We start from the raw sequence: 21951 nt of genomic DNA on the forward strand, positions 1-21951 counted from the left end.
GGCCCGTCCGGTGCGATCTTGGTGGTCATCGCCGGCCCTGCCGGCCCGGGAGCATCGCGAGGGCCCCCGAGCGCTGGGCCACCAGTTCGGCATAGGTGCCGTCACGCTCGGCCCACCGGTGCACCAGGACGCGATCGACGAGGATCTCCCGCGGAGTGGGCTCGGTCCCCAGCAGATCCATCACCTCGGTGGCGAACTCCTCGAGCGGCAGCGCATGCGGATTCACCCTCTCCTGTCCCGCCGTGGCGACGGCCGGCGGGACGAGCTCGACGACATCCACGCCGGTGCCGTCGAGCTGCGCGCGCAGAGCCTCGGAGTAGGCGTGCACCGCGGCCTTCGAGGCGGCGTAGCTGGGCATGGGCGGGAACGGCAGGAAGGCGATGCCGGAGGTGACGGTGATGAAGGTGCCGGCACCCCGCCGGACCAGGTGCGGGGTGAAGGCGTCGAGGACCCGGATGGTGCCGAGCAGGTTGGTGTCGATCGTCGTTGCCGCCGCCTGGAAGTGCGCCGGGTCGCGCAGGTCCTCCAGGAGCATGACGCCCGACATCGTCACCACGGTGTCCAACTCGGGGTACCGGGCGAGTACGGCGTCCCGGAAGGATTCGACGGAGGCGCTGTCGGTGACGTCGACGCCGATCGCGGCGAACCCCTCTTCGGCGAGTTCCGCGAGCGCCCGGGGGCTACGGCCGCCCACGGCCACGGTGCTCCCCGCCGCGGCGAACCGCCGGGCCAGCTCCCGCCCGATTCCAGAGGTCCCGCCGACGACGAGAACAGTACGGTCGGAGAGATCCATGAGATCTTCCCTTCGGTCCAGGGCACCGCCGGGGTTCGGGCCGGCGGCGCAGACAGTGATGCCCTGTGTCTCTTCACCACAGTGCTCTCGCAGTCTCGACGGCATCCGGCGGGTGTGGGACGGCCCCCGTCTTCCCTGGTCCTGCCAGGGCCCCCCTTTGCGACCCCCGCACCGCACTACGGTGGCGGTATGAACGACGAGGAATCCGGCAACCGGCTCGGCAGCTACCTCCGAGCCCGGCGTGAGCTGGTCTCCCCCGCGCAGGCGGGACTCCCGCCCGGTGGGAACAGGCGCGTACCGGGCCTGCGCCGCGAGGAAGTGGCCCTGCTCGCCGGAATCAGCCCCGACTACTACCTGCGCCTGGAACGAGGCCGGGACAAGAACCCCTCACCGCAGGTCCTCCACGCCCTCGCACGCGTGCTGCAACTCGACGAGATCGAGCGAACCTACCTGCTCGGCCTCTCGGCGACACGCCCGAGAGCCCCACGCCGCCGACGACCCGAACACGTACCGGCACGGGTGCACCAACTGCTCGCGCACCTCCAACTTCCCGCGTTCGTCGAGGGCCGCGCCTTCGACGTCCTGGCCTCCAACCCCATGGCGATCGCCCTCTCCCCCCGCCTGCGACCCGGCGAGAACCGACTGCGTTCCCTCCTCCTGGACCCCGAGGAACAAGCCTTCCAACAAGACTGGGCACGCGCCACCACCGACTTCGTGGCCGCCCTGCGCACCACCATCGGGGACGACACCGACAACCCCCGATTCGTCGAACTCGTCGGCGAACTCGCCCTGTCCAGCCAACGGTTCCGCACCCTGTGGGCCCGCCACGACGTCCGCACCCTGGACGGAGGCACCACCACACTCAACCACCCCGCCGTCGGCGAACTCCACCTCCACCGCGACAAACTCGCCATCGACGACGTCATCCTCGTCATCTACTACCCCGACAAAGGCAGCGACAGCGACGAGAAACTACACCTCCTCGCCACACTCACCCCCACCGAACCCACCAAGCCCACCGAACCCACCGACACGACACCCGACAGACCCGCGAACCACCCACACCCCGAAACACCCTGACGAACACCCACCAACCCACACCGAAACCAGCACACCCACACACCCCTCCCCCGCCCACCCCACCACCGAACCAACCCACAACACCACCGAACCGACCCACAACACCACCGAACCGACCCACAACACCACCGAACCGACCCGCAACACCACCGACACCACCGACACCCCCACCCGCCCAGGACAGCGACAGCGACAGCCAAGGCCGACCCGCGCACCCACCCGGCGGCCCACCCAGGACGGCGACAGCCGAAGCCGACCCCGCACACGACACACCCCCGGCCACCCACCCAGGACAGCGACGGCCGGCCGCCCGCCTACCGCGCGCGCCCGGTGCGCTCGTCATACTCCTCGCGAGCGGTGATGACCTCCTCGATGTGCCGCACCGACCACTGCGTGAGCGCCTTCAACGGCTCCCGCAACGTCCCACCGAGCGCGGTCAATTCGTACTCCACATGCGGCGGCACCCGCGGATAAACGGTCCGACTGACCAACCCGTCACGTTCAAGAGTGCGCAGCGTCTGGGTGAGCATCTTCTCGCTCACGCCCGCCAGCGCCTGCCGGAGCCGGCTGAACCGGCAGGCCCCGTTCCGGCCGAGCTCGCCCAGCACGAGGACCGCCCACTTGCTGCCGATCTGGTCGAGCAGGTCACGCGACGGGCAGCCGCGCTCGTACGGATCGAAGGACGGCACGGGCCCGGCCCCGCTCTCGACAGCCGCCACAGAGCTCACCCCAATACTTTCGTTCGGGTAAGTACCCTACCAAGAAGTGGCTACTTCCCAATAGAGAGTGTGCAGGCCAAGCTGGGTTCCGTCCCGCTGTGAACGAACCGCGACAGGCGCGCCAGGCGCGTGCGGGAGGGAAGGACCGTCATGTCGATCGTCGTCACCGGAGCCACCGGCCAGCTGGGCAGGCTCACCGTCGAGGCGCTGCTGCGGCGCGGGATCCCGGCCGCGGAGATCATCGCGACCGGCCGGGACACCACCGGGATCAAGGACCTGGCCGAACGGGGCGTCACCGTACGCCGCGCCGACTTCACGGACCCCGCCGGCCTGACCGCGGCCTTCGCGGGAGCGGACAGACTGCTGCTGGTCTCGGCCTCGATCCCCGTGCACGAGCGGGTCGCCAACCACCGCCGCGTGATAGACGCCGCCACCGCCGCGGGCGTGTCACTGCTGGCGTACACGAGCACGACACACGCGGACACGGCCACCACCGTCATCGGCGCCACGCACGGCGAGACCGAGCAGTACCTGCGGGAACGCGACATCCCCAGCGTGCTGCTGCGCAACGGCTGGTACCTGGAGAACTACACCGGCCGACTGCCGCAGATCCTGCAGAACGGCACCCTCGTCGGCGCCGCGGGCCACGGCCGGATCAGCGCCGCGTCCCGCGCCGACTACGCCGAGGCCGCCGCGGCCGTCCTCGCCGGCGAAGGCCACACCGGCGCCGTGTACGAACTCGGCGGCGACGAATCCTTCACACTGACCGAACTCGCCGCCGCGATCTCCACCACGACCGGGAAACACATCACCTACACCGACCTCCCGGTGACCGAACTCGCCCGCGCCCTGACCGCCGCAGGCCTGCCCGCCGACATGGCCGAGGTCCTCGCCGACGCCGACCTCGGCCTGAGCCGCGGCGAGATGCACACCGACACCGGCGACCTACACCGCCTGATCGGCCACCCGCCCACCACCCTGACCCAGGCACTCACCACCACACCCCACTGACCCACACCCACCACACACAGACCCCCCTGAAAGACAGGCAGACCAGGAACCGGACCAGGAAGCGGACCAGAAGGCGGACCCCACCCCGGGTCCGCCTCCTCGTGGCACACCGCAGCGGCAACCGAAAAGGACACCGCCGCCACCCGGCAAGGCACACCGCACCACCCCGCCACCGCCGCCTCCCGCCACCCGGCACCGCACCGGGACAAGCCCCGGCAGAACCGCAGGCCAACCCCGCACCCGCCCCACAGCCCACCCGAGCCGCACCGACCGAACCGGTCCCGGTGGCCGGCTCACGCCCTCCGCCACAATGGCGCGATGACCGAGCCGACACCTCCCCGGGGCCAGCCTCAGCCCCTGACCGTCCTTCGCGACCGCCGGATACAATCGGCAGGCATCCGCCGAGGCGACGTCGTCGCCTACGACTGGGGCTTCGAACACGACGGCCGCCACCACGTCCAACGCAGTTTCGTCCTGCTCGACCACGGCGTACAGATCAACCAACCCGTCACCTTCCCCGCAGAACAACAAGGCTGGTGGTACTGCGACCTGGTCACCGTGACCGACCACGGCCATGTCCTGCACGTCGACGACATGTGGATCGACGCCATCGTCGGCCCACCCGACCACCCGTACCGCATCCTCGACCTCGACGACTACGCCGAAGCCATGACCACGGGCACCCTCAACCCCACCGACGCCGCCGACGGGTTGATCCGCTGGCAGCACTTCCTCGACCAACGACTCAACCGCCGCCACGACACCACTCGACGCTGGCCCGACTTCCCACCCGCCGACGTCACCGCACTGATGACCGTCGAACTCCCCCAACAATGGACCCTGCTCCCCGACCGACCAAACCCCCCACCCCCACACACACGAGCCCCCAAAGCCTTCAGGAACCCGCCGACCGAAGCACGACAAGAATCCGCCCGCGAGAGCGCCGGCCCACCAGCGGAACATGAACAGAGATCCGGAGATCCGGGAACAGGGAACCTCTTCACCGAAGTCGAGCCGCCGAAGGCCTGAGCCCGGCCCCAAAGCCGCCGGCGGCCGCCCGTGCACCATGCAGACGGCGCTTCGGAGTAAAGCCCAGTAGCTCTCCACACCCTGATCGATAGTCATACTTTTCGGTCCATCCGCCCGCCAAGACCCAAGGCCGTGGCGAGCTGCCGCGCCAGGAGGCCGCGGGCGCTGCACACACCCCCGCCCTCCCGCCGCGCGTTCAGGCGCCGGGGCACCCCCACGGCGAACACGACGATGGGTCATCATGGACTCGACCACGACGGCGGCCCGCGACCCGGCCGCCGACCCGGGCACCGGAGGGGGCGCAGCCCGATGAGTCTGGCCGGCCGAGCACGCCTGCCGATCGACGGCCGGGCCGTTGCCCGCAGCCGCCGCCCCTGGATGCCCGCCCGGGAGCTCTTCCGCGGGTCCTTCCCGGCGGAGGAGGCGATCGTCCGCGGACTGCTGCGGGAACTGCCGCCCGCGGCCCGGTACGTCTCGTTCAACCGCCACCTCGGCAGGGCCACCGGCGCCGACCTGCTCTGGTGGTGGGTGGAACCGGGCGGGCGGGGCTTCGGCTGCCTGATCCAGGTCCGGAGCCTGACCCGGCACGCGGGCATCTGGCGGATCGGCTCGGACCGCCGGGCCCACCCGGACGCGCAGCTGACCCGACTCCTGTACACGTCCGAGCACTTCGGCGTGCCCGCCGCACTGCTGCTCCACCCCGCGGCCGCCACCGCCACCGCCGACGGGTCCGCAGAAGAAGCCGCCGCCACGGAAACGACCGCGGACGACCAGCACCCGTACACCCGGGCCGCCGGCCTGCTGCCGGCCCTGGCGGTCCGCGCCGACCTCCGGTACCGGGCCGAGGAGGCCCAGAACGCCGGGCTCCGACTCGGCGGCCTCGACGGACCCGAACTCCTGGAACGCGCCATCCCGTTCACCTCACTCCTCACCCCCCGCACCGAGCCGTACCCGCCCCTCGCCACGGATACCGAACTCGCCCGGCAGGGCGTGCACCGCCGGCTGCGGCCACTGCTCACCGAACCGCAGTCCGGCGCAGGCGCGGTCGCCCGGACCCTCCACCACGCCCTGCAGCACCAGCCACCATGCCCGGCCCGGGCCACCGACGGCACCCTCCTCGACGAACCCGGGCGAAGAGCGCAATTCGATACCGTCGCCCATCTCCGCCATGTCACCGCCGGTCTACGACCCACGATGCCCGACGACATCCACCGCGCACTCGCCGGACACGGCCCCTCGCGCCTGGCCCGCTACATCGCCGGCCTGATCGTCATCCCACTCTGAACCGACACCCCGGCCACACCACCACCGGACCCGACACACACAGCGGCAAACCCAGCCCGAGCCGATGCTCGTCGGCACCACCGACGTCCAGGCACCACCGCTCCCATCAACGAGCCAGCCCACCACCATGGTCACCGGGCCATAGGCGACGCCGGCAAACGTCTCGCCGGAGGCGCAGTCCACACGGGTCAGCAGATTGGCCTGGTCGATGGCCTGGTACAGCACGGTGGCATCCCACTGCCAGAGAGGCCTGTCGGACAGCAGGAACGGGCTCTGACAGGGCGGCCGGCATATGACGCAGCGTTCTCACCGTCGGGTGGCGCGGTTCGCCCGGGCGCTGCGCCGCGGATGCGGCTGGCCGTCAGGGCCGCTGTGGCGCGGCTGGTCGGGCTCTGAGAGGACGTTCTGAGCTGATATGACCCTCTTGTGGTCGCCTGATCGTGTGGGCTTGGGCGGTTGAGGCCGGTCGCGCGGCTTGGTCCTGCTGGGCCGTTCGGGTGAGTGACCGCAAGCCCTACAAGAGCGACCTGTCCGATGAGCGGTGGGCGCTGATCGAGCCGGTGATCTCGGCATGGAAGGCCGACCACCCGTCGCCGACGGGCCATCAGGACCGCTATGAGATGCGGGAGATCGTCAAAGCGATTCTGTACCAGGGCAGGACCGGCTGCCAGTGGGACTATCTCCCGCACGACCTCCCTCCGAAGTCGGCCGTTTACTACTACTTCGCGGCCTGGCGCGACGACGGCACGGACGTGAAGATCAACGACCTGCTGCGCTGGCAGGTCCGGGAGAAGGCCGGGCGGTCGGAGGATCCGAGCCTGGTCGTGATCGACACGCAGAGCGTCCACGTGGCCGTGAACGTGCCCGCGGCCACGACCTGGAAGGACACGGCCAAGAAGGTGCCCGGACGTAAGCGCGGGCTGGCGGTCGACGTCCTCGGCCTGGTCATCGCCGTGACCGTGCTGGCCGCCAGCGCCCACGACAACGCGTTCGGCATCGCCCTCCTCGGCCAGGTCGCCCCGATCGGCACCATCAAGAAGGCCCTGATCGACCAAGGCTTCAAGAAGAGCGTCGTCGAACACGGCACCACGGTCGGAATCGACGTCGAGATCGTCGAACGCAACCCCGCCGACAAGGACGCCGGTTTCGTTCCCCAGGCCAAGAGGTGGATCGTGGAACAGACACTCGGCATCCTCATGCTGTTCCGGCGCCTCGTGCGTGACTACGAGAGCAGGCCGAAGTCCTCCGAATCCAGGGTGCGCTGGGCCATGATCGACGTGATAGCGCGCCGGCTCACCGGCCAGACCACACCCACCTGGCGCGGGTGACCGCGTGGACGCCCAGATCACACCGCTCCTGGAGCGGATCGACGCACGCGAACGCGAGCTGGGCACCGCCGCGGAACAGCTCCGCACGCAGATCGACGAACTCGCCGCGCGCCCTCGTGAACTCGACGAGGAGATTGAGAACCTGGCCGTGACCCGCAAGACACTCCGCACCCTCCCGGCGACAGCCCCGGAACCGACCCAGGAGCCGCCTGCCCTGCCGACCCACCCGGCCTACCAGCAGATCCTCGGCACGTTCGCCAAGACTCCCGGGCCGAAACGCGCCCGGGACCTGTGCCAGGCCCTGGATCTCCCGCTTACGCCGAAGAGCATCGAGAGCACCCGGCACAAGCTCAAGCGCCTGGTCGGCCTCGGCGTTCTTGCCGAGACCGAGCCGGGCCTGTTTGCCCAGCGTCGCCCGTAGCCGCCCCCTCACTTCAAGCCGTACGCCACGACTGCTCTTAGCGGGAATCCCGGCAGTGCCTACTGGATGCTCCACCGGTGCGGATGTTCCGGCCTCGTGGGGCAGGTGAAGACGTTCAGCAGCCCGTACCGGCCGAAGGCCAGCTGGCCGGGGCGCGGGTCCCGTAGGTGCTCAGGGAGACGACCGTCCTCGACCGGCATCCAGCTGGTGCAGCCCCCGTCCCATTCCCGGCTGTCCAAGGTCATCAGCAAGGTCATGGGTGTGCTGCAGGCGGCGCAGGTCATGGGGTGCGGGTCGGTGCTGTGCCAGGAGGGAAAGCCACCGACCCGGTAGCCGGGAGGGATCGACAGGTCGTGCTGGTAGGTGAGCACGTAGGCGTCCGGGTCCTTGTCCGCCTTCCGCTCCTGCCTCTCCTCCCAAGCCTCGATCTTGGACTGCAGACGAGCGGGCAGCGTTCCAATGTAGGGGTAGGTGGCCATCTGCTCGGGGTGCAGCACGCACGGCTCGGGCACCGCACCCTCGAAGCCGACCAGCAAGGGCTCCGGTGCCGCGCGCAGCGGCTCGCCGACCTGATCGGATCGGCGCCAGACCACGTGCAGGGCAAGGCCATGACCGCTTGGACCATGGGCCTCGAACGGGCACCAGAGCACCTGCAGCAGATCGCAATCATCCGGCGCGGCCGACAGGCCCGGCACGTCCTGCCGGTACAGCTGGGCCAAGCCGATCAGCGGGATCGGGTCGGTGTCCGCGAGGTCGGGCACCCGGTGCCTCCTCTCCAACTCCTTGAGCAGGATCCGTTCCTCGTCCGTCGGCCCAGGGGCCACGTCGCGGGCCCAGGCCTGTGCGAGCAGTTGCCGCCGGCAGCGGATGTCCGCGATCCGGTAGCCGCGCCCTCGCCGATGCGGCTCAGTGCACATCGGCCACGGTTCGTCCACGGGCCAGAGCAGTGGGCCCCCGATCGAGCTGACCGAGGTGTCAGGGCTCCCGGCCCGCGGGTGCAACCGGGTCGTCACGCCACGGTAGTCAGCCAGCTTCGGGAAGAGCTCTTCGACATCCAGAGGTCGGGGCGGCGTGGTCCTGGTCATGGCCGTGACCATAGATCACCGCGCTGACTCCGCCCCGCCCGGGACTGTCGAAGCCGCCAAAGGAGCGCGCTCGCCCGGATAGCGCCACATCCCGAGCCCCCCAGGATGGGCATACCGGTTCAAAATGCCCTCTGAGAGCCGGGCGGGTGACGCCGTTCAACGCTGCGGCCGCGGCCGGGCAGCCGACCGCTCGGGCCTGTGCAGGTTCTGCCCGCCGGCTCCCGGCGGCCAGGTGGACCCACCGGCCGCGGGGTGTCGCAGGACAGCATCGCGGCGGACCGGCTGGCCGGGCCCACCGGCCGCAGTGGTGGTCTGCGGCTGGCCCTGGGCCTGTCACCCGGCGTCGGTCGGGTCCCCACCGGGATGGCGGGGCCGCCTCGGGCTGCGGTCTGCCGGGCGCGGGATGCCGCAGCGCGGCGGCGCGGTCCGGGGACCGAGGGGGCCTGGTGGCCGGCTGGGTTCGCCGGCGGGTGCGGGTCCAGTCGGCGATCTCAGCGGGGCCTTGTCCCGGCTGGTCGGGCGGATCCGTAGCCGATCGCAGCGGCCGCGAGCAGGCGGGGATCACGGACAGGCCGGTCGGTACTGCACGTCGGGCCAGGCACCCGGACCGAGCGCCAGCAGCAGGACGGAGCGTGGCCCGGCCGCCTTCGACTGCCACCTGGGCTGACGCGCTGCCGTTCGCCCCCGCTGTCCGGCCGAACAGAGTCGTCCGACGGGCAGGCCGTGGTGGTGGGTGCGCTCGCCCTGAGCGCCGTGACGATCCCGGGTGCGACCAGCGCGAGCGCCGCGACGCCGCGCTGTGTCTACCACAACTACGTGTACTCGGTCAGCGGCGGCTGCGACGGCCTGGGAGGCGCCGGCCACGACCGCATGGTGATCCGGTGCCGTGTGAACAACAGCAACTACTGGGTCGACTGGTACGGAGCATGGCACAACCGCCTCGGCTCCTGGCAGGAGACCCGGCTCTGCGGCGGTGGCCGGCACGCCTGGCAGGTCTGGTTCGAGCACAAGGACACGTAATCCTCTCGAACAGCGACAATGGGGCGCCCCCCCCGGGGGCGCCCCAGGGGCCCTGGCGGGGGTGGGGGAAGGCCCCCCCCGCCCCCCTGGGCCGGCGTGGGATAACGGGCACCGCCACCCCGAGGCCGGCGGCCGCGCATGCGATCGCGGATGCGGTTCGGGCCGGCCGGCAGCCGCGGGTGCGGCGGCGGGAGCGGCGGGCCGCTGAACGGGGCGGGTTCGTGCTGAGCGCCGGTGCCCGGTTCGGGTTCGTCTCCGCGGTCGGCTCCACCGACGACCCGCGGCTGCGCCTGATCACCCAGCACCTGCCGTGTGACGTCGCCGCCGAGCTGTTCGCCGCCCGGGACGCCGGCGCCTCGGAGGCCGACCAGGCCGCGATCCCTGGCGCCGGCCTCCAGGACTACGACTTCCGCGACAGGGGCCGCCGGCCGTGGGGCCTGGCGGTGGAGTTCACCGCCATCGAGTGGGCCGACTTCGGCGTCCTGTGACCATCCGTCGACCTGGCCAGAGCGGCAGGCCTGTGACTGAGCGCTTCAGTTGGCGAGTGAGTGGTCGAGCCGGCGGGTGAGTTCGGCGTCGAGGCCTGCGGAGGGTTGCCCGGCGTGGCCGGAGACGGCAGGCGGGCGCTCAGTCATCCGTCGAGCGTGCGGCCGCGCCGGAGGTCAGCCGCCAGAGTCCGGCCACCTCGTAGTAGACGCCGTTCACCAGTTGCAACAGCAGCAGCGTGACCGGCCAGAGCAGCGCGCCGAGGCCGGGAACCGCGTCCACCGGCAGGGAGTAGGCCATCACGACCCGCGCGGCGGCGTCGAGCAGCATGGCCACGCCCCAGATCGCGGTCGAGACCCGCCAGATTCGCCGGAAGGCCGGCTCGCGTTCCCACAACACGTCCCAGGAGGTGCCGTCGGAGCGGAACCGCCCCTCCAGCAGAGGCCGGCCGCCGTGGAAGAGCAGCGGGCGCCTGGCCCTGATCGAGATCAGGAACCAGAGCCCGGCGACGCCGGTCAGCCAGCCGTCCTTGGCCAGCAGGAACCGGGGGCTGCCGCTGACCAGTGCGGCTGCAACGCCGAGCAGCATGGTTCCGGCGATGAAGCCCGCCATGCCCTCCAGGCTGCGGGTGCGCAGCCACTGCATCGCCGTGGTGAGCGCCGGTAGGAGGGCGCCGGCCAGCAGCGCGACGAGGATGCTGACGCCGGCGGCGCGCAGGCCGTAGTACAACGCGATCGGGACCACGATGTCCCGGACGACACCGAGCAGCAGACGCCGGCCGCTCGGCCGCGGTGGTACCTCGGGAGTCGTCACCGCCGGTGCCCGCTCTCGGTCGGCACCCGGACGGCGCTCGCGACGGTCCGGCCGCGCCGTGCCGTCCCGCCCGGCGATCGCTGCCCGCATCGACTGCCACGTGTCACCTGCACAGGCAACTTCTTCCTCGCTGGATGACGATTGAACCCGAGGCCGCGTCCACCTGCTCACGGATGCGCGGGCGATGCATCAGGTTCACCGGGCCGGCTCCGGCAAGGCCCTCCTCGATATGATCGGATGATCTCGAACTTCGAGGCAGGTCCGCCACCCTGTTCATGATTCATGCTGCGGTCGTGTTCGGCCGTTCCAGGAGGTAACCGCGTTCGAAGTGGGCTCCGGCTCGGACGAGAGCGACGAGGTGGGGCGCATTCACGGCTCGCCAGCGGGTCTGGGCGGACTCGACGAGCTTGAACACCATCGCAAGTGCGGCCGCTCGGGAGCCGGCCCCTTTGGTGACCTTGGTCCGCAGCTGGACGGTGGCGAAAGTCGACTCGATCGGGTTGGTTGTCCGCAGGTGGATCCAGTGCTCGGCGGGGAAGTCGTAGAAGGCCAGGAGTTCGTCCTCGTCGTCGGTGATCTTCTTGACGGCCTTGGGGAACTTCGCGCCGTACTGTCTGGCGAACGCGGCTACGGCCTTGGCCGCGTGCTCGCGGCCTTCGGCGTCGTAGATGTCCTGGATGGCCTTCTTCGCCGCAGGCTGGGCCGGCTTCGGGAGGCTGTCGAGGCAGTTGGCTGTTTTGTGAACCCAACACCTTTGATGGCGGGTCTCGGGAAAGACCTCGTTGATCGCGTTCCAGAAGCCGACGGCGCCGTCCCCGACGGCCAGGACCGGAGCGCGCATGCCGCGCCGCTGGCAGTCCCGCAGCAGGCCGGCCCGACGACTCGCGGTAACCATCCGCAATGGCGATCAGCTCCTTGGTGCCGTCCGCGCGCACGCCCATCACGACCAGGACCGCCGCCTTCGCCTGCTTCAGACGTATCCGCAGATGGATGCCATCGGCCCAGATGTAGACGTAGTCCGTGGCGGACAGGTCGCGCTCGCCGAATGCCTGGTGGTTGCGGCACCACGGCGGCAGGATCGCCGAGCTGAACCGCTTGCGCTCGCCGGTTGCCTCATCGACGCGCTTGTCGTTGACCCGCGGCGCTTTCACCTCGACCGTCCCGGCTGCGGTGGTCACCTTCCTCGGCTGGTGATAGCCGTTGCGGACCACCAGACGGCGCCCACTCTCGTCACGCAGGTCCGCCAACTCGGCTATGTAGGAGTTGACTTCGGCCTCCAGCGCGGCGGCCAGCATCCGCCGTGCCCCCTCCCGGACGATGTCGTCGATCAGGGAGCCGGTCTCGGTCGATCCATCGGGGTTCACTACGCTGAGCACGGGCGTGCCTTTCTGGCCGACGGTGCAACGTCGGCCTACTCGATGACCAGAAGTCGATCACTCGAAAAGGTGCGCCCTTCGCGTCCACCCTGAGGCCGATCCACAGGTCATGAGTAGTGCTCCCAGCGCTCCACTCGCCAACTGAAGTGCTCAGTCACAGGTCCCGGGGCTGCCAGACTGCAGGTCATGAGTTCCGACCGTCGGCCGCTGTGGCAGCCCCTCTTCTCCGGGACCGCGACCGATGCGCCCGTGGCGGCCGATGACCGGGCCCGGCTGCTGCCCGTCGAGCGTGCGCCGTTCCTGGAACCGCTCGCCAAGGACGCGCCGGCCGCGGTGCCCGGCGCCCGCCGCCGGCTCGGCCCCGGCCGCCTTGCCGACGCATGCCTGCCGGACGACCGCGCCTGACCGCGCTGCCGGCGACAGATGTGGCGGCGTCGGGTTGAGCGGGCCTGACGACACTGCGGGCCGCCGCCCGGGGCGGTACCCGGGTACCGGGGGTGCTGTTGCATCCGCGGCCTGCGGTTATCGTGTCCTGCGCCGCTTTTGGGAGCCGTCTGAAAGAACCCCGTTGCCTACGTTCCGTAACCCGTCCTACCGGCCGACTGCCGGTGTCCTGGTGGTGGTCGCCGTTCTTCTGGCAGCCACCGACCCCGTTCTCGCCCGGATGCCCGACGGCGACTTTTGATCGTGCCGTCCTGTACACGGCGACGGCGGTCATCGGTCTGAGGATGCTTCGGATCGGCGTCACGGCAGGAGCCGACACGCTGACCGTCCGCAACGTCATCCGCACCCGCGTCCTGCCCTGGGACACCATTGCCGGGTTCAGCCTCCGGACCAGCCTGACGGTGACCCTGACGGACGGCACGACCGTCAGCTGCACCGCGGTCCAACCGGCAAGCCTCGATGCCATGCGCCGCCGCCCGGGCTACGCGGCCCGTACGGTCGAGAACGTGCCCGGGTGGCCGTAGGCAGCCGATGGCAGGGCCAACTACTGACTTTGTGGCGTCGCCTGTCCCGCCCCCGAACACCAGCTCGCCACGAGGTCCCGGTCGGCTGGCTCGTGGTTCAGCCCAGCACTTCTCCGATCGGGGCGTCGGCGTCCACGTAGCGTACGAGCTTGCGGTTCGCGAATTCCACGATGCCCACGTCGCCGAGTTCGCGCCCGTAGCCGGAGCGCTTGATGCCGCCGAAAGGCAGCTCCGGACAGGACGCGGTCGGGTGGTTGATCCACACCATGCCCGCCTGCAGCCGGTCCGCGACCCCGCGAGCACGCTCCGGGTCGGCGGCGAAGACCGCGCCTCCCAGGCCGTAGGGGGAGCCGTTGGCCAGTGCCACGGCCTCATCCTCGTCGGCGACCCGGTAGACCGTGGCGACGGGACCGAAGAGCTCTTCCCGGTAGGCCCGCATGTCCGGTGTGACATCGGTGAGCAGGGTCGGCTCGACGAAGGCACCCGACCGGTCGGGCCGCCCGCCGCCCAGCACCACCGTGGCTCCCTTGTCCGCCGCGTCACGAACCTGCTCCATCAGTAGTTCGGCCGCAGCCTCGGAGGACAGCGGGCCGAGCGTGGTGGCGGGGTCGAGCGGATCTCCCGGTTGCAGTTCGCTCATCCGCTCGCGCAGCCCGGTGAGGAAGGCCTCGTAGACATCGGCAAGGGCGATGAAGCGCTTGGCCGCCACGCAGCACTGCCCGGTGTTGCCCATCCGGCCGAGGAACGCGGCGTACACGGTGCGCTCGAGGTTGTGGCCGTCCAGCACGATGAATGGATCACTGCCACCCAGCTCGAGGACGGACTTTTTGACATTGCGGCCGGCGATCTCGCCCAGGCTCACGCCCGCTCGCTCGCTTCCGGTCAGTGACGCACCCTGCACTCGAGAGTCGTCGATGATCTTCCCGACGTCTCTGCCCCGCACGAATAGATTCGTGTAGACCCCGCTCGGCACACCCGCATCCGTGAACAATCGTTCGAGTGCCAGTGCGGACTGGGGACAGCTACTCGCGTGCTTGAGCAGGATCGTGTTGCCGAGGACGAGGTTGGGAGCTGCGAATCGGGCCACCTGGTACAGCGGGAAGTTCCACGGCATCACGCCGAGAAGGACGCCGAGCGGTTCGTTCACCAGCACAGCCGTGCCCTCGGGCACTGGCAGGGGTCGTTCTTCCAGCAGCTTGGGGCCGTGCTCGCCGTAGTAGGTGAGGATGTCGGACGCGAGGTCGACCTCTGCCCGGCTTGAGTTGATCAGCTTGCCGACCTCAAGCGTCAGGAGGTGCGCCAGCTCCTCCTTGCGCTCCCTCATCAGCCGGCCGGCGTATTGCACGCGGTCCCCCCGGTCGGCCGTCGACTGGGCACGCCAGTTCGGAAAGCTACGGTGGGCCGCGTCGATCGTGCGCCCCACCTCCTCCGCGCTCAGCGCCGGGAACTCACGAACCCTTTCACCGGTGTAGGGGTTGACCGTGGCGATGGGGCTTCCCTGGGCAGTGACATGGGCGTCCATGACGCCTCCCTGGAGTCGGGGCACCTCGGGTTTCCGCGGCCCAGCCGCTCCGCTCCATCGGCCGCCCGGGCACGCCATAACGTTCAGCCCGCCGGGGGGCTTCTTGCACGCGGAGACAAGTCGGTGTGGTGGACCCATCCGGCGGGCTGAATGTCGAACTCCAGTTCCGGCTCGCCTTTGAGTACCGCCTGGTCCGGTCGCCGCTCAGAGCAGGAGGTCGAAGACGGCTCGGGCCTCGTCCCAATGCTGAGGCTGGGGGTTCTTCAGCTCGGGGTGGAGGATTTTGAAGCTCTGAGCAAGGGCCAGGCTGAGTCCGCCGATGATATCCGGGTAGGCCGCCTCGGTCTCCTCGTCAGGTGTGCGGTCCATCGGGGGGTGGGTGGCGAGCTGTTCCAGGATCGGTTTGAGTTCTACTTCTTGGTCGATCTTCTGGAAGTGGTGAATGCTCTCTTTCGAACCGGGCGATGGACATCACAGTCATGACGGCAACCTTCGACTGCGGGCGCCGCGGAGGCTCCCGGCCCTGGGTTTCCTAGTCAGCCTGACCGACGGGGCGCGCGAATGCATGCGCATGCCGGGCCAAATTAGCCTCCCTGTGTTGCCCTGCCAGGCCGTGGCGCCGACTGGCGGGTTGAGCTGCCCCGGGTAGTCGGGCGGGCGTGCCGATCGAACAGCAGGGTGAACATCGCGACGCGGAGCGGCCCCATGCTGATGGGACCGAACGCCGCAGTGGCGAACACGCCAGGGATCGCTCGGACACCACCCCAGGTCATGCCGTCGACAGGGGACAACAGTCATGCCGGACCCGGAGACCAGAGCCCCGTTTCGGGGCCACGAAGAAGGTCTCGGGGTGTGCTCACCCGCGGCCCCGACGCGAGGGCGCCCGGCGTCGCGCGGCGAAGGCGAGCCGGCAGGGCGTTCCGGCTAGGCTCACATCCGTGACATGGCTGCGGGCCTTCGGGGAGGTCATGCGATCCGGGCTCACGATCGAGGAGACGCGGCTGGAGCCCCTGCATGCGCTGCGCGCGGCTGCCGGGGTGGCGATCGTCATGGGACCGGCGCTGTGGCTGGTCTCTCCTGCGTATGCCGCGTCCGCAGCCCTCGGTGCCTACTCCGCGGGCGGGGCCACCTTCCAGCGCACCTGGCGTCCACGCAAGGTGATCGCACTCGGTGCGGGCGCGGGTCTCGCGCTCAGCACCTTCGTGGGCTACCTGGCGGCTGGGCGACTCGTGACGTTCCTCCCACTGCTGGCCGTGTGGGCCTTTGCCGCGGGGATGGCGTGGGCCGTCGGATCGACCGCTGGGATCGTTGCAGCGACGACGGTCGGCAGCATGTTGGTGACCGTCACCCTGCCGACGAGCGTCGAACGAGCCCTGGAGCACGCCGGGGTCATCGCGCTCGGAGGCGTAGCGCAGGCCCTGCTGATCCTGCTGTTCCCGATCCGCCGTTGGGGGGCGCATCGCGACGCGCTCGCTGACGCCCTCGCCGCCGTGGCGGACTACGCCCGCCGGCTGCGACACGACCCGACCGCCCCGTTCGACCCGGAGCCGTTGATGACGGCCCGGGACGCGGCCGCCGTGACGCCATCACAGGCCCGAACCCGTCCCCCCGTCCTCCACGGCCCCCGGGGCCTCGCCGAGCGCATTCGGCCGGCCGTCGCCGCGCTCGCAGACCCGGACGTCGGCGCCCCGCCGGAGGGACCCGAGAGGGACCGCGCGCGGGAGCTGCTCAACGCGACCGCCGACGTCCTGGACGCGGCCGCCCGTTCGATCCGCCGCGGCACTCCCGTCGCCGTGCCGCCCAGTAGCGCGGACGTGCTCCACGTCGACGCGGAGCACGAGGTACTGGAGGGGCCCGCCCGGCAGGCCGCCGAGCGGCTCGTGGAACTGCTCGGCGAGGCATTGGAGATCGTCGGGAGCGGAGGCGCCTCCGGGAAGGCGCCCCCGCCTCCCGGCGCCGCGAGTGACGCCCCGTTCCTGCTGCGCCCGACGATGTTCCGGCTGCTCCCGGTCGTCGTCCGGGCGATCCGCCATGAGCTCCGCCAGGACTCGCCCGTGTTCCGGCACGCCGTCCGCCTGGCGGCGGTGGCCACGCTCGGCTATCTGATCGCCGCCCGGCTACCCGTCGCCCACGGCTACTGGGCGCCCCTCACCTCGGTGATGGTGATGCGGCCGGACTTCCACCGGACGTACGCGCGCGCGGTGGCCCGTCTCGCCGGGACCCTGGCGGGAGTCGCGCTTGCCACCGGGATGGTGCAGGCCGCGGGCCCGGACGCCAATGTGTTCGGCGCACTGGCGGTGATCTCGGCGGGCCTGTCGTACACGCTGATCCGTACCGGCTACGCCTACTCCCAGTGCTTCACTGCCGCGTACGTCGTCTTCCTGCTCGGCATGGGCGGCCATGCCTGGGAGCAGACTGTCCCGGAGCGGGTGGTGCTCACCCTGCTCGGCGGCGCCCTGGCAATGCTGGCGTACCTGGTCTTCCCCGCCTGGGAGACGCCCCGGCTGCCGGACCGGCTTGCAGACTGGCTCGCCGCCAACGGCCGCTATGCGGCCGCGGTGCTCCGCAGCCACGCCGAACCGTCTCCGGAGCATCGCGCCGATATGCGCAGGGCCCTGCTGGCGAGCAGAGAGGCACGCGCTGCCTGGCAGGCGGCTTACGACCGCGCAAGGCAGGAACCGGTCCGGCCCAGGGGTCTGACGTCGCGCGAGGCGGAGGAGGCGCAGGAGGCGCTCAAGCGCTTCGGCCGGGCGGCGATGCTCATGGAGAGCCACGTCCCGCGGGCCGACAGCCGTTTCGTGCCCGAGGCGGAGCGGTTCGCCGAGGCCCTGGAGGCGGACACCGGTCAGGCGGCCGCCGACGTGCGCGAGCACAGGAACCCGGACTGGGGGCGCGTGGAGGAGGCGCTCCGCGCATGGGAGGGCTCCGCGGCCAGGGACCGGAGCCCGGTGGTGCGGCGCGGGGCGGAACTGCAGAAACGGGCCTTGGAGGACCTCGCGACGGCCGTGAGCCGCACACCCCTGGAACGGGACGTCGGCTCCGCTCGCGAGGAGCAGCGCGTGCGGGCGGCCGCGGCGGCGGAAGATGACGGATCAGGACCCGTGCCCCAGGGTGGGTGACGAAGGGCGGACACGATCCTGCACGCTGCGCTGCTCGATCTTGCCTGCTCGTTGAAGGTTGAGCACGGGGAGATGTCCATGGGCGTCTTTTCTGATCGGGGTGGGGTGGTGTGAGCTGGGCTGATCAGATTCGGATGTCGGTCGTTGCCTGGGTCGTTTCGGGTGATGGGGGCTGGGTCTGCAGTTCGGTCGTCGCGTGGCGTAGCCGGGTGAGCTGGGGGCTTGCCAGGTCGCCGGCGTGCTGGCCGGGCTCGGTACACATCACTGCGGACAAGGGCCCGACGCAACGGGCGAAGCCGCCCACCCGTTGCCCGGGGACCGCGCCCAGTACACCGACGCCGTCGTCACCGCCCCTGCCGTCAGCGTCCCGCTGCTCCTGGCCGACGTCGACCTTCGCCACGAGACACCCGAGTTCGTCGCCGCCAAATGCGACCGCTCAGGGGGAGCGGGCTTTCGTCCGTCGGCGGGGGAGGGTGCGGAAGGCGAGGTGTCGGCCGCGGCCCTGGCCGACCGCGAGGGCGAACCACAGGCGCAGAACGCCGTCGACGGTGTCCTGCTGCCTGTCGCCCAGGTACTGGGGGCGAAGGCCGACGGCGGCGACGGCCCCGGGGCGGCCCGGATCCGTTCACGCCACCGCCGTGCTGCCCGCACCGGCCCCAGGCAGTCGGCGGTCCAGTCCGTTGCAGCGGGGCGGGCCTAACCTGACTGGCTCTATACGTGAGTTGTGACAGCACCTGTCGCTCGGAGGTGACAGCGCCGAGCGCCACGGGAGAGTGATGTTGCCGAGTTTTGACAGCGCCTGAGTGCTTGCATCGGGACCATGGTTGTGCTCCGGACCGCAGGCCGCCACGCCGGACGGACCGTGACCTGGCGCAAGGGCTCCAGGGCCGCGATGAGCTCGCACTTCGTGCTCCTACGCGTACGCCTGGCCGGCCGACGACCCTGGCCCGCCGAGGACGGCACGATCCGGCTCTCCTGGCTGATCGCGCAGTGGCCGGAGGGCGAGACGGAGCCGGTCCGGTACTGGATCTCGAACCTGCCCGCGGACATCCCCGCCAAGGACCTGGTCCGGCTCGCCAAGTCACGCTGGCGGATCGAGCACGACTACCGCGAGCTGAAGACCCGCCTCGGCCTGGACCACTTCGAGGGCCGCTCGTTCACCGGCTGGCACCGTCACGTCACCCTCGTCAGCGCCGCCCACCTGTTCCTCACCGAACAGCGCACCCACCCAAAAGCCCCTGCCAGGGCCTGACCCTCCACCAGGCCCTGGACCTCCTCCAACACCTCATCGCCACCTGGAGCGGCACCTGCCCCACCTGCCGACAACCCACCCCATGGCAGACCTACGACACCACCTAACAAAGCACTACTAGTCGTTCGTGACCCCAGCTGACAGCAGGGGCCTCGGTCTGTGCAGGAGCTCGAAGGCGTCCCGGCGAAGTGAGAGGTGCACCCTGCGGCGGGCTCGGACCACGGACATTCGATCATCCGCGCGACAGCGGCCGTGAGGACGCCGGACACCGGGGCCCACCGATCTCACTCTGGAGGTCAGGGCCTCGGGCATCTGACAGGAGTGACCCCGACACCAGCGCCCTCACGGCCGCGCTCCTCGGCGGTGGTCGGCCGACGCCCGGGGCCAACTCTCTGTGAAGCGCTCAGGGCCCAGGGGTTGCCTATGGCTCACCGGGCGTCAGCTGATCACCGCCGAGGTGAAGCCGACGGTCGCGCTCTTACTCGAGGCGCCCCGCCGCCCCTTGGCCCGGCCTGGCATGCGCGTCCCGCGCCCGAATCGCCATTGCCTGGGCGCACACGGCTCAAGGTGATTATGCCTGGTCCGGGTTTTCGCCGACCAAGTTGGAGAGCAGTTCGACCATAATTCTGTTCACCGGGCGATACTCCGTAGTGAAGTCGTCGAACTTCCGGAGAGCGTGCTGACCTTCAAGCTCTCGCGGGCGCGGGTGAGGGCCATCGGCAGGGGCCGGTGATGGCCCCGGTGGGTCTTTGGTTGGTCCGGTCGCTACCGGCGTCGGGGGGAGCGGCCGGACCGTGGAGGGAGACCGGTGGGCCCTCCGTGAGCGACGGTACGTCGCGGCGGGGGTGCCCGGCCGCAACGCGCCGCCGTAGTGGCATGAGCACCGCCGAACGAACCAGCCTCGCCGCCGGCCCCTATGGTGCGGGGGGCGTCGGGCCGGGGCCCGCTTGTTGGTCCAGGGCTTGCTCGACGGTGGGGTAGATCGGGAAGAGCCGGTCGGTCTGGGTGATGTTGAGGACGTGCAGCACGTGGGTGCTGGGGGCGGCCAGGACCAGTGGGGTGCCGGGGGCGGTGCGGCGGACGGTGATCAGGGCGTTGAGGCCAGTAGAGGTGAACAGCTCGACCGCGGACAGGTCGACGACGAGGAGGGCCGGGTGCCAGGCGAGGGCCTTGTTCAGGGCCTGTCCGACGGCGGCCTGATGGTCCATGTGGACGTCCCCGGCGAGGGAGCAGACCACGAGGTCGCCGACGCGGGTGAGGGCGATCTTCAGGCCGGGGGCCGGCTCGTCGGGCAGCTCGTATTGATGAGATATGGCCACGGCGCTTCTCCTGCCCACCAGTGGCTCCACCCATGGGGTGGGCCGGGGCTCCAGGTCCCTGCGGGTGCGGGGAGACAGCGCGGCGACAGCCTACGGGCACCAGTGCGCGCCGCGGTGACGCCCACCGATACCACCGACCTTGCGCCGCGCTGGGCCTTCGGTCCGAGCTGTCCTGGGGGGCAGTTCGGTGCGAGGTTGCGGGCCTATGCCGGGGGGGTGCTCGCGGATCCGGCGGTAGACGGCCGCGGCGGCCTAGTCGAGCGAGGGGAAAGCGGCGCCGGCGCCGGTGACCGGGCCGAGGAGGTAGCGGCCGTAGAGGCTCGCGGCCCAACCGTCGGGGCGCAGCTCGGCCTGGCCGACTTCGTCGTCTCCCAGGAGTAGCGGGTGAACGGTGGGCCCTGTCGGGTCGGTGGGAGCCGCTAGGGATTCGTCACGCGTCGTCGTGCGGTCGACCGGGCCGGGTCGGCCATCGGCTCCCGCGGCGCCAGCACGGCGTCCCCCGGCAGGTGCTCAAGTCTGCGACGATCTTCTTCGCGGGGGAACTCGGCCCCCGAAAGGTGACGGACCGGCTCGGTGGAGACCGGTCGCCCTCCTCGGCGGGGACTCGGACGCGAGGCGGTGCAGGGCGATCCCGGCCCGGCTCGCGGCCGCCTCCTCGGAGGGCGTCCGGAGCGTCGGCCGGCTCTTGCGGAGCATCTCCCGGTCACGGTCACGGGCGCCACCCGGATGCCGACCGCGGGCACCCGGATGGCGCGTACGGGTGCCCCGCTGCCGAGCGGGCGTGCGACCGTCGGTTCGACGACGGCCGATCACCGTGGCGCCGGATGCCGTCTCCCCGACGCGGCCGCCGTGTCGGGTGTCCACGGCGCCGGACCGGACATCCAGAACTGGTGGGCTGAATGGCGATCAAGCGCCACATGCGACGAATAGGACGAACCGGACTCGCCGGCGGTATGCTGGCCCTGGCCGCGCTGACTATCGCCGGCGGAGGGCCGCCGGGCGGCGGAGTCGGAGGGGACACGCAGGACATCCTCGGGCGGATCCTCGACAAACCGATCTACGCGCACGCCCAGTGGGGCGTCCTGGAAGAGGACCCTCAGGGCGGGGTGCTGCACGAGCTCCAGTCGGACAAGTTCTTCATCCCCGGTTCGGTGGCCAAGCTGTTCACCGTCTCCGGCACCTGGCACGCGCTCGGCGGCGACCACCGCTTCACGACCCCCGTCCACGCCGTCGGCACCCGCGACGGCGCCGGCCTGCACGGCAACCTCGTCCTGGTCGCGCAGGGCGACTTGGCGCTCGGCGGTCGGGTCACGCCCGAGGGCACCC

The 21951-nt window shown here is 70.7% G+C and carries 19 protein-coding genes and 3 pseudogenes; 14 read left to right on the forward strand and 8 right to left on the reverse strand.

The window, feature by feature from the left end; translation table 11 throughout:
- Positions 1-25: 25 nt before the first annotated feature.
- Positions 26-793: an SDR family oxidoreductase gene (locus ACFV0G_RS13275; RefSeq protein WP_380546004.1), complete on the reverse strand. Its 768-nt coding sequence runs from the start codon at positions 791-793 to the stop codon at positions 26-28.
- Between the two features lie 189 nt (positions 794-982).
- On the opposite strand from ACFV0G_RS13275, the gene ACFV0G_RS13280 reads away from it, so the two are divergent.
- A complete protein-coding gene (locus ACFV0G_RS13280; RefSeq protein WP_380546006.1) occupies positions 983-1873 on the forward strand; it encodes a helix-turn-helix transcriptional regulator in 891 nt (296 codons plus the stop codon).
- A gap of 314 nt (positions 1874-2187) precedes the next feature.
- On the opposite strand, the gene ACFV0G_RS13285 is transcribed toward ACFV0G_RS13280, so the two are convergent.
- A complete protein-coding gene (locus tag ACFV0G_RS13285) occupies positions 2188-2592 on the reverse strand; it encodes a winged helix-turn-helix transcriptional regulator (RefSeq protein ID WP_380546008.1) in 405 nt (134 codons plus the stop codon).
- Between the two features lie 150 nt (positions 2593-2742).
- Between ACFV0G_RS13285 and ACFV0G_RS13290 the strand changes: the two genes are divergently transcribed.
- The 5 genes from ACFV0G_RS13290 (at position 2743) to ACFV0G_RS13310 (ending at position 7665) form a co-directional block, all read left to right on the forward strand.
- The gene (locus ACFV0G_RS13290; RefSeq protein WP_380546010.1) at positions 2743-3603 is read left to right on the forward strand and encodes an SDR family oxidoreductase; all 861 of its coding nucleotides are present in this window, start codon (positions 2743-2745) and stop codon (positions 3601-3603) included.
- A gap of 318 nt (positions 3604-3921) precedes the next feature.
- Positions 3922-4632 (forward strand): hypothetical protein, encoded by a 711-nt coding sequence (locus ACFV0G_RS13295; RefSeq protein ID WP_380546012.1) that lies wholly within the window; start codon positions 3922-3924, stop codon positions 4630-4632.
- A 309-nt stretch (positions 4633-4941) separates the two neighbouring features.
- The gene (locus ACFV0G_RS13300; protein WP_380546014.1) at positions 4942-5916 is read left to right on the forward strand and encodes a hypothetical protein; all 975 of its coding nucleotides are present in this window, start codon (positions 4942-4944) and stop codon (positions 5914-5916) included.
- A gap of 497 nt (positions 5917-6413) precedes the next feature.
- Positions 6414-7244, forward strand: coding sequence for an IS5 family transposase (locus ACFV0G_RS13305; RefSeq protein WP_380546016.1), 831 nt, complete (start codon positions 6414-6416; stop codon positions 7242-7244).
- Between the two features lie 4 nt (positions 7245-7248).
- Positions 7249-7665, forward strand: coding sequence for a hypothetical protein (locus ACFV0G_RS13310; protein WP_380546018.1), 417 nt, complete (start codon positions 7249-7251; stop codon positions 7663-7665).
- A gap of 59 nt (positions 7666-7724) precedes the next feature.
- Here the strand turns inward: ACFV0G_RS13310 and ACFV0G_RS13315 are convergent, their stop codons facing one another.
- Entirely contained in the window at positions 7725-8750 is a 1026-nt protein-coding gene (locus ACFV0G_RS13315; RefSeq protein ID WP_380546020.1) for a hypothetical protein, read from the reverse strand.
- Between the two features lie 729 nt (positions 8751-9479).
- Between ACFV0G_RS13315 and ACFV0G_RS13320 the strand changes: the two genes are divergently transcribed.
- The gene (locus tag ACFV0G_RS13320; RefSeq protein ID WP_380546022.1) at positions 9480-9770 is read left to right on the forward strand and encodes a hypothetical protein; all 291 of its coding nucleotides are present in this window, start codon (positions 9480-9482) and stop codon (positions 9768-9770) included.
- Positions 9677-10258, forward strand: coding sequence for a telomere-protecting terminal protein Tpg (tpg, locus tag ACFV0G_RS13325; protein ID WP_380546024.1), 582 nt, complete (start codon positions 9677-9679; stop codon positions 10256-10258). Before ACFV0G_RS13320 ends, tpg begins: the two co-directional genes overlap by 94 nt.
- 139 nt (positions 10259-10397) lie before the next feature.
- Here tpg and ACFV0G_RS13330 read toward each other — a convergent pair whose 3' ends face one another.
- Both ACFV0G_RS13330 and ACFV0G_RS13335 read right to left on the reverse strand, forming a co-directional pair.
- A complete protein-coding gene (locus ACFV0G_RS13330; protein ID WP_380546026.1) occupies positions 10398-11069 on the reverse strand; it encodes a VC0807 family protein in 672 nt (223 codons plus the stop codon).
- A gap of 280 nt (positions 11070-11349) precedes the next feature.
- Positions 11350-12445: pseudogene (locus ACFV0G_RS13335) on the reverse strand (IS256 family transposase).
- A gap of 186 nt (positions 12446-12631) precedes the next feature.
- Between ACFV0G_RS13335 and ACFV0G_RS13340 the strand changes: the two are divergent.
- A complete protein-coding gene (locus ACFV0G_RS13340) occupies positions 12632-12850 on the forward strand; it encodes a hypothetical protein (RefSeq protein ID WP_380546028.1) in 219 nt (72 codons plus the stop codon).
- Between the two features lie 323 nt (positions 12851-13173).
- On the forward strand, positions 13174-13413 hold the full coding sequence (locus ACFV0G_RS13345) for a PH domain-containing protein (RefSeq protein WP_380546030.1): 240 nt from the start codon (positions 13174-13176) through the stop codon (positions 13411-13413).
- Between the two features lie 97 nt (positions 13414-13510).
- On the opposite strand, the gene ACFV0G_RS13350 is transcribed toward ACFV0G_RS13345, so the two are convergent.
- Positions 13511-14935 (reverse strand): NAD-dependent succinate-semialdehyde dehydrogenase, encoded by a 1425-nt coding sequence (locus tag ACFV0G_RS13350; protein WP_380546032.1) that lies wholly within the window; start codon positions 14933-14935, stop codon positions 13511-13513.
- A 204-nt stretch (positions 14936-15139) separates the two neighbouring features.
- Positions 15140-15394 (reverse strand): annotated as a pseudogene (locus tag ACFV0G_RS13355) (DUF1931 family protein); the annotation flags it as partial.
- A gap of 479 nt (positions 15395-15873) precedes the next feature.
- Here ACFV0G_RS13355 and ACFV0G_RS13360 point away from each other — a divergent pair.
- From ACFV0G_RS13360 to ACFV0G_RS13370, 3 genes and pseudogenes are all read left to right on the forward strand, one after another.
- Positions 15874-18054, forward strand: a complete 2181-nt coding sequence (locus ACFV0G_RS13360) for an FUSC family protein (RefSeq protein WP_380546034.1) — start codon at positions 15874-15876, stop codon at positions 18052-18054.
- Between the two features lie 307 nt (positions 18055-18361).
- Positions 18362-18754: a hypothetical protein gene (locus ACFV0G_RS13365; protein ID WP_380546036.1), complete on the forward strand. Its 393-nt coding sequence runs from the start codon at positions 18362-18364 to the stop codon at positions 18752-18754.
- A gap of 141 nt (positions 18755-18895) precedes the next feature.
- Positions 18896-19306 (forward strand): annotated as a pseudogene (locus tag ACFV0G_RS13370) (transposase); the annotation flags it as partial.
- Between the two features lie 914 nt (positions 19307-20220).
- Here the strand turns inward: ACFV0G_RS13370 and ACFV0G_RS13375 are convergent.
- Positions 20221-20625: an STAS domain-containing protein gene (locus ACFV0G_RS13375; RefSeq protein WP_380546038.1), complete on the reverse strand. Its 405-nt coding sequence runs from the start codon at positions 20623-20625 to the stop codon at positions 20221-20223.
- Between the two features lie 899 nt (positions 20626-21524).
- On the opposite strand from ACFV0G_RS13375, the gene ACFV0G_RS13380 reads away from it, so the two are divergent.
- The coding region (locus ACFV0G_RS13380) for a D-alanyl-D-alanine carboxypeptidase (protein ID WP_380546040.1) at positions 21525-21951 on the forward strand (427 nt) is incomplete at its 3' end.

This window comes from Kitasatospora sp. NPDC059571 (assembly GCF_042735675.1).
GTDB lineage: Bacteria > Actinomycetota > Actinomycetes > Streptomycetales > Streptomycetaceae > Kitasatospora.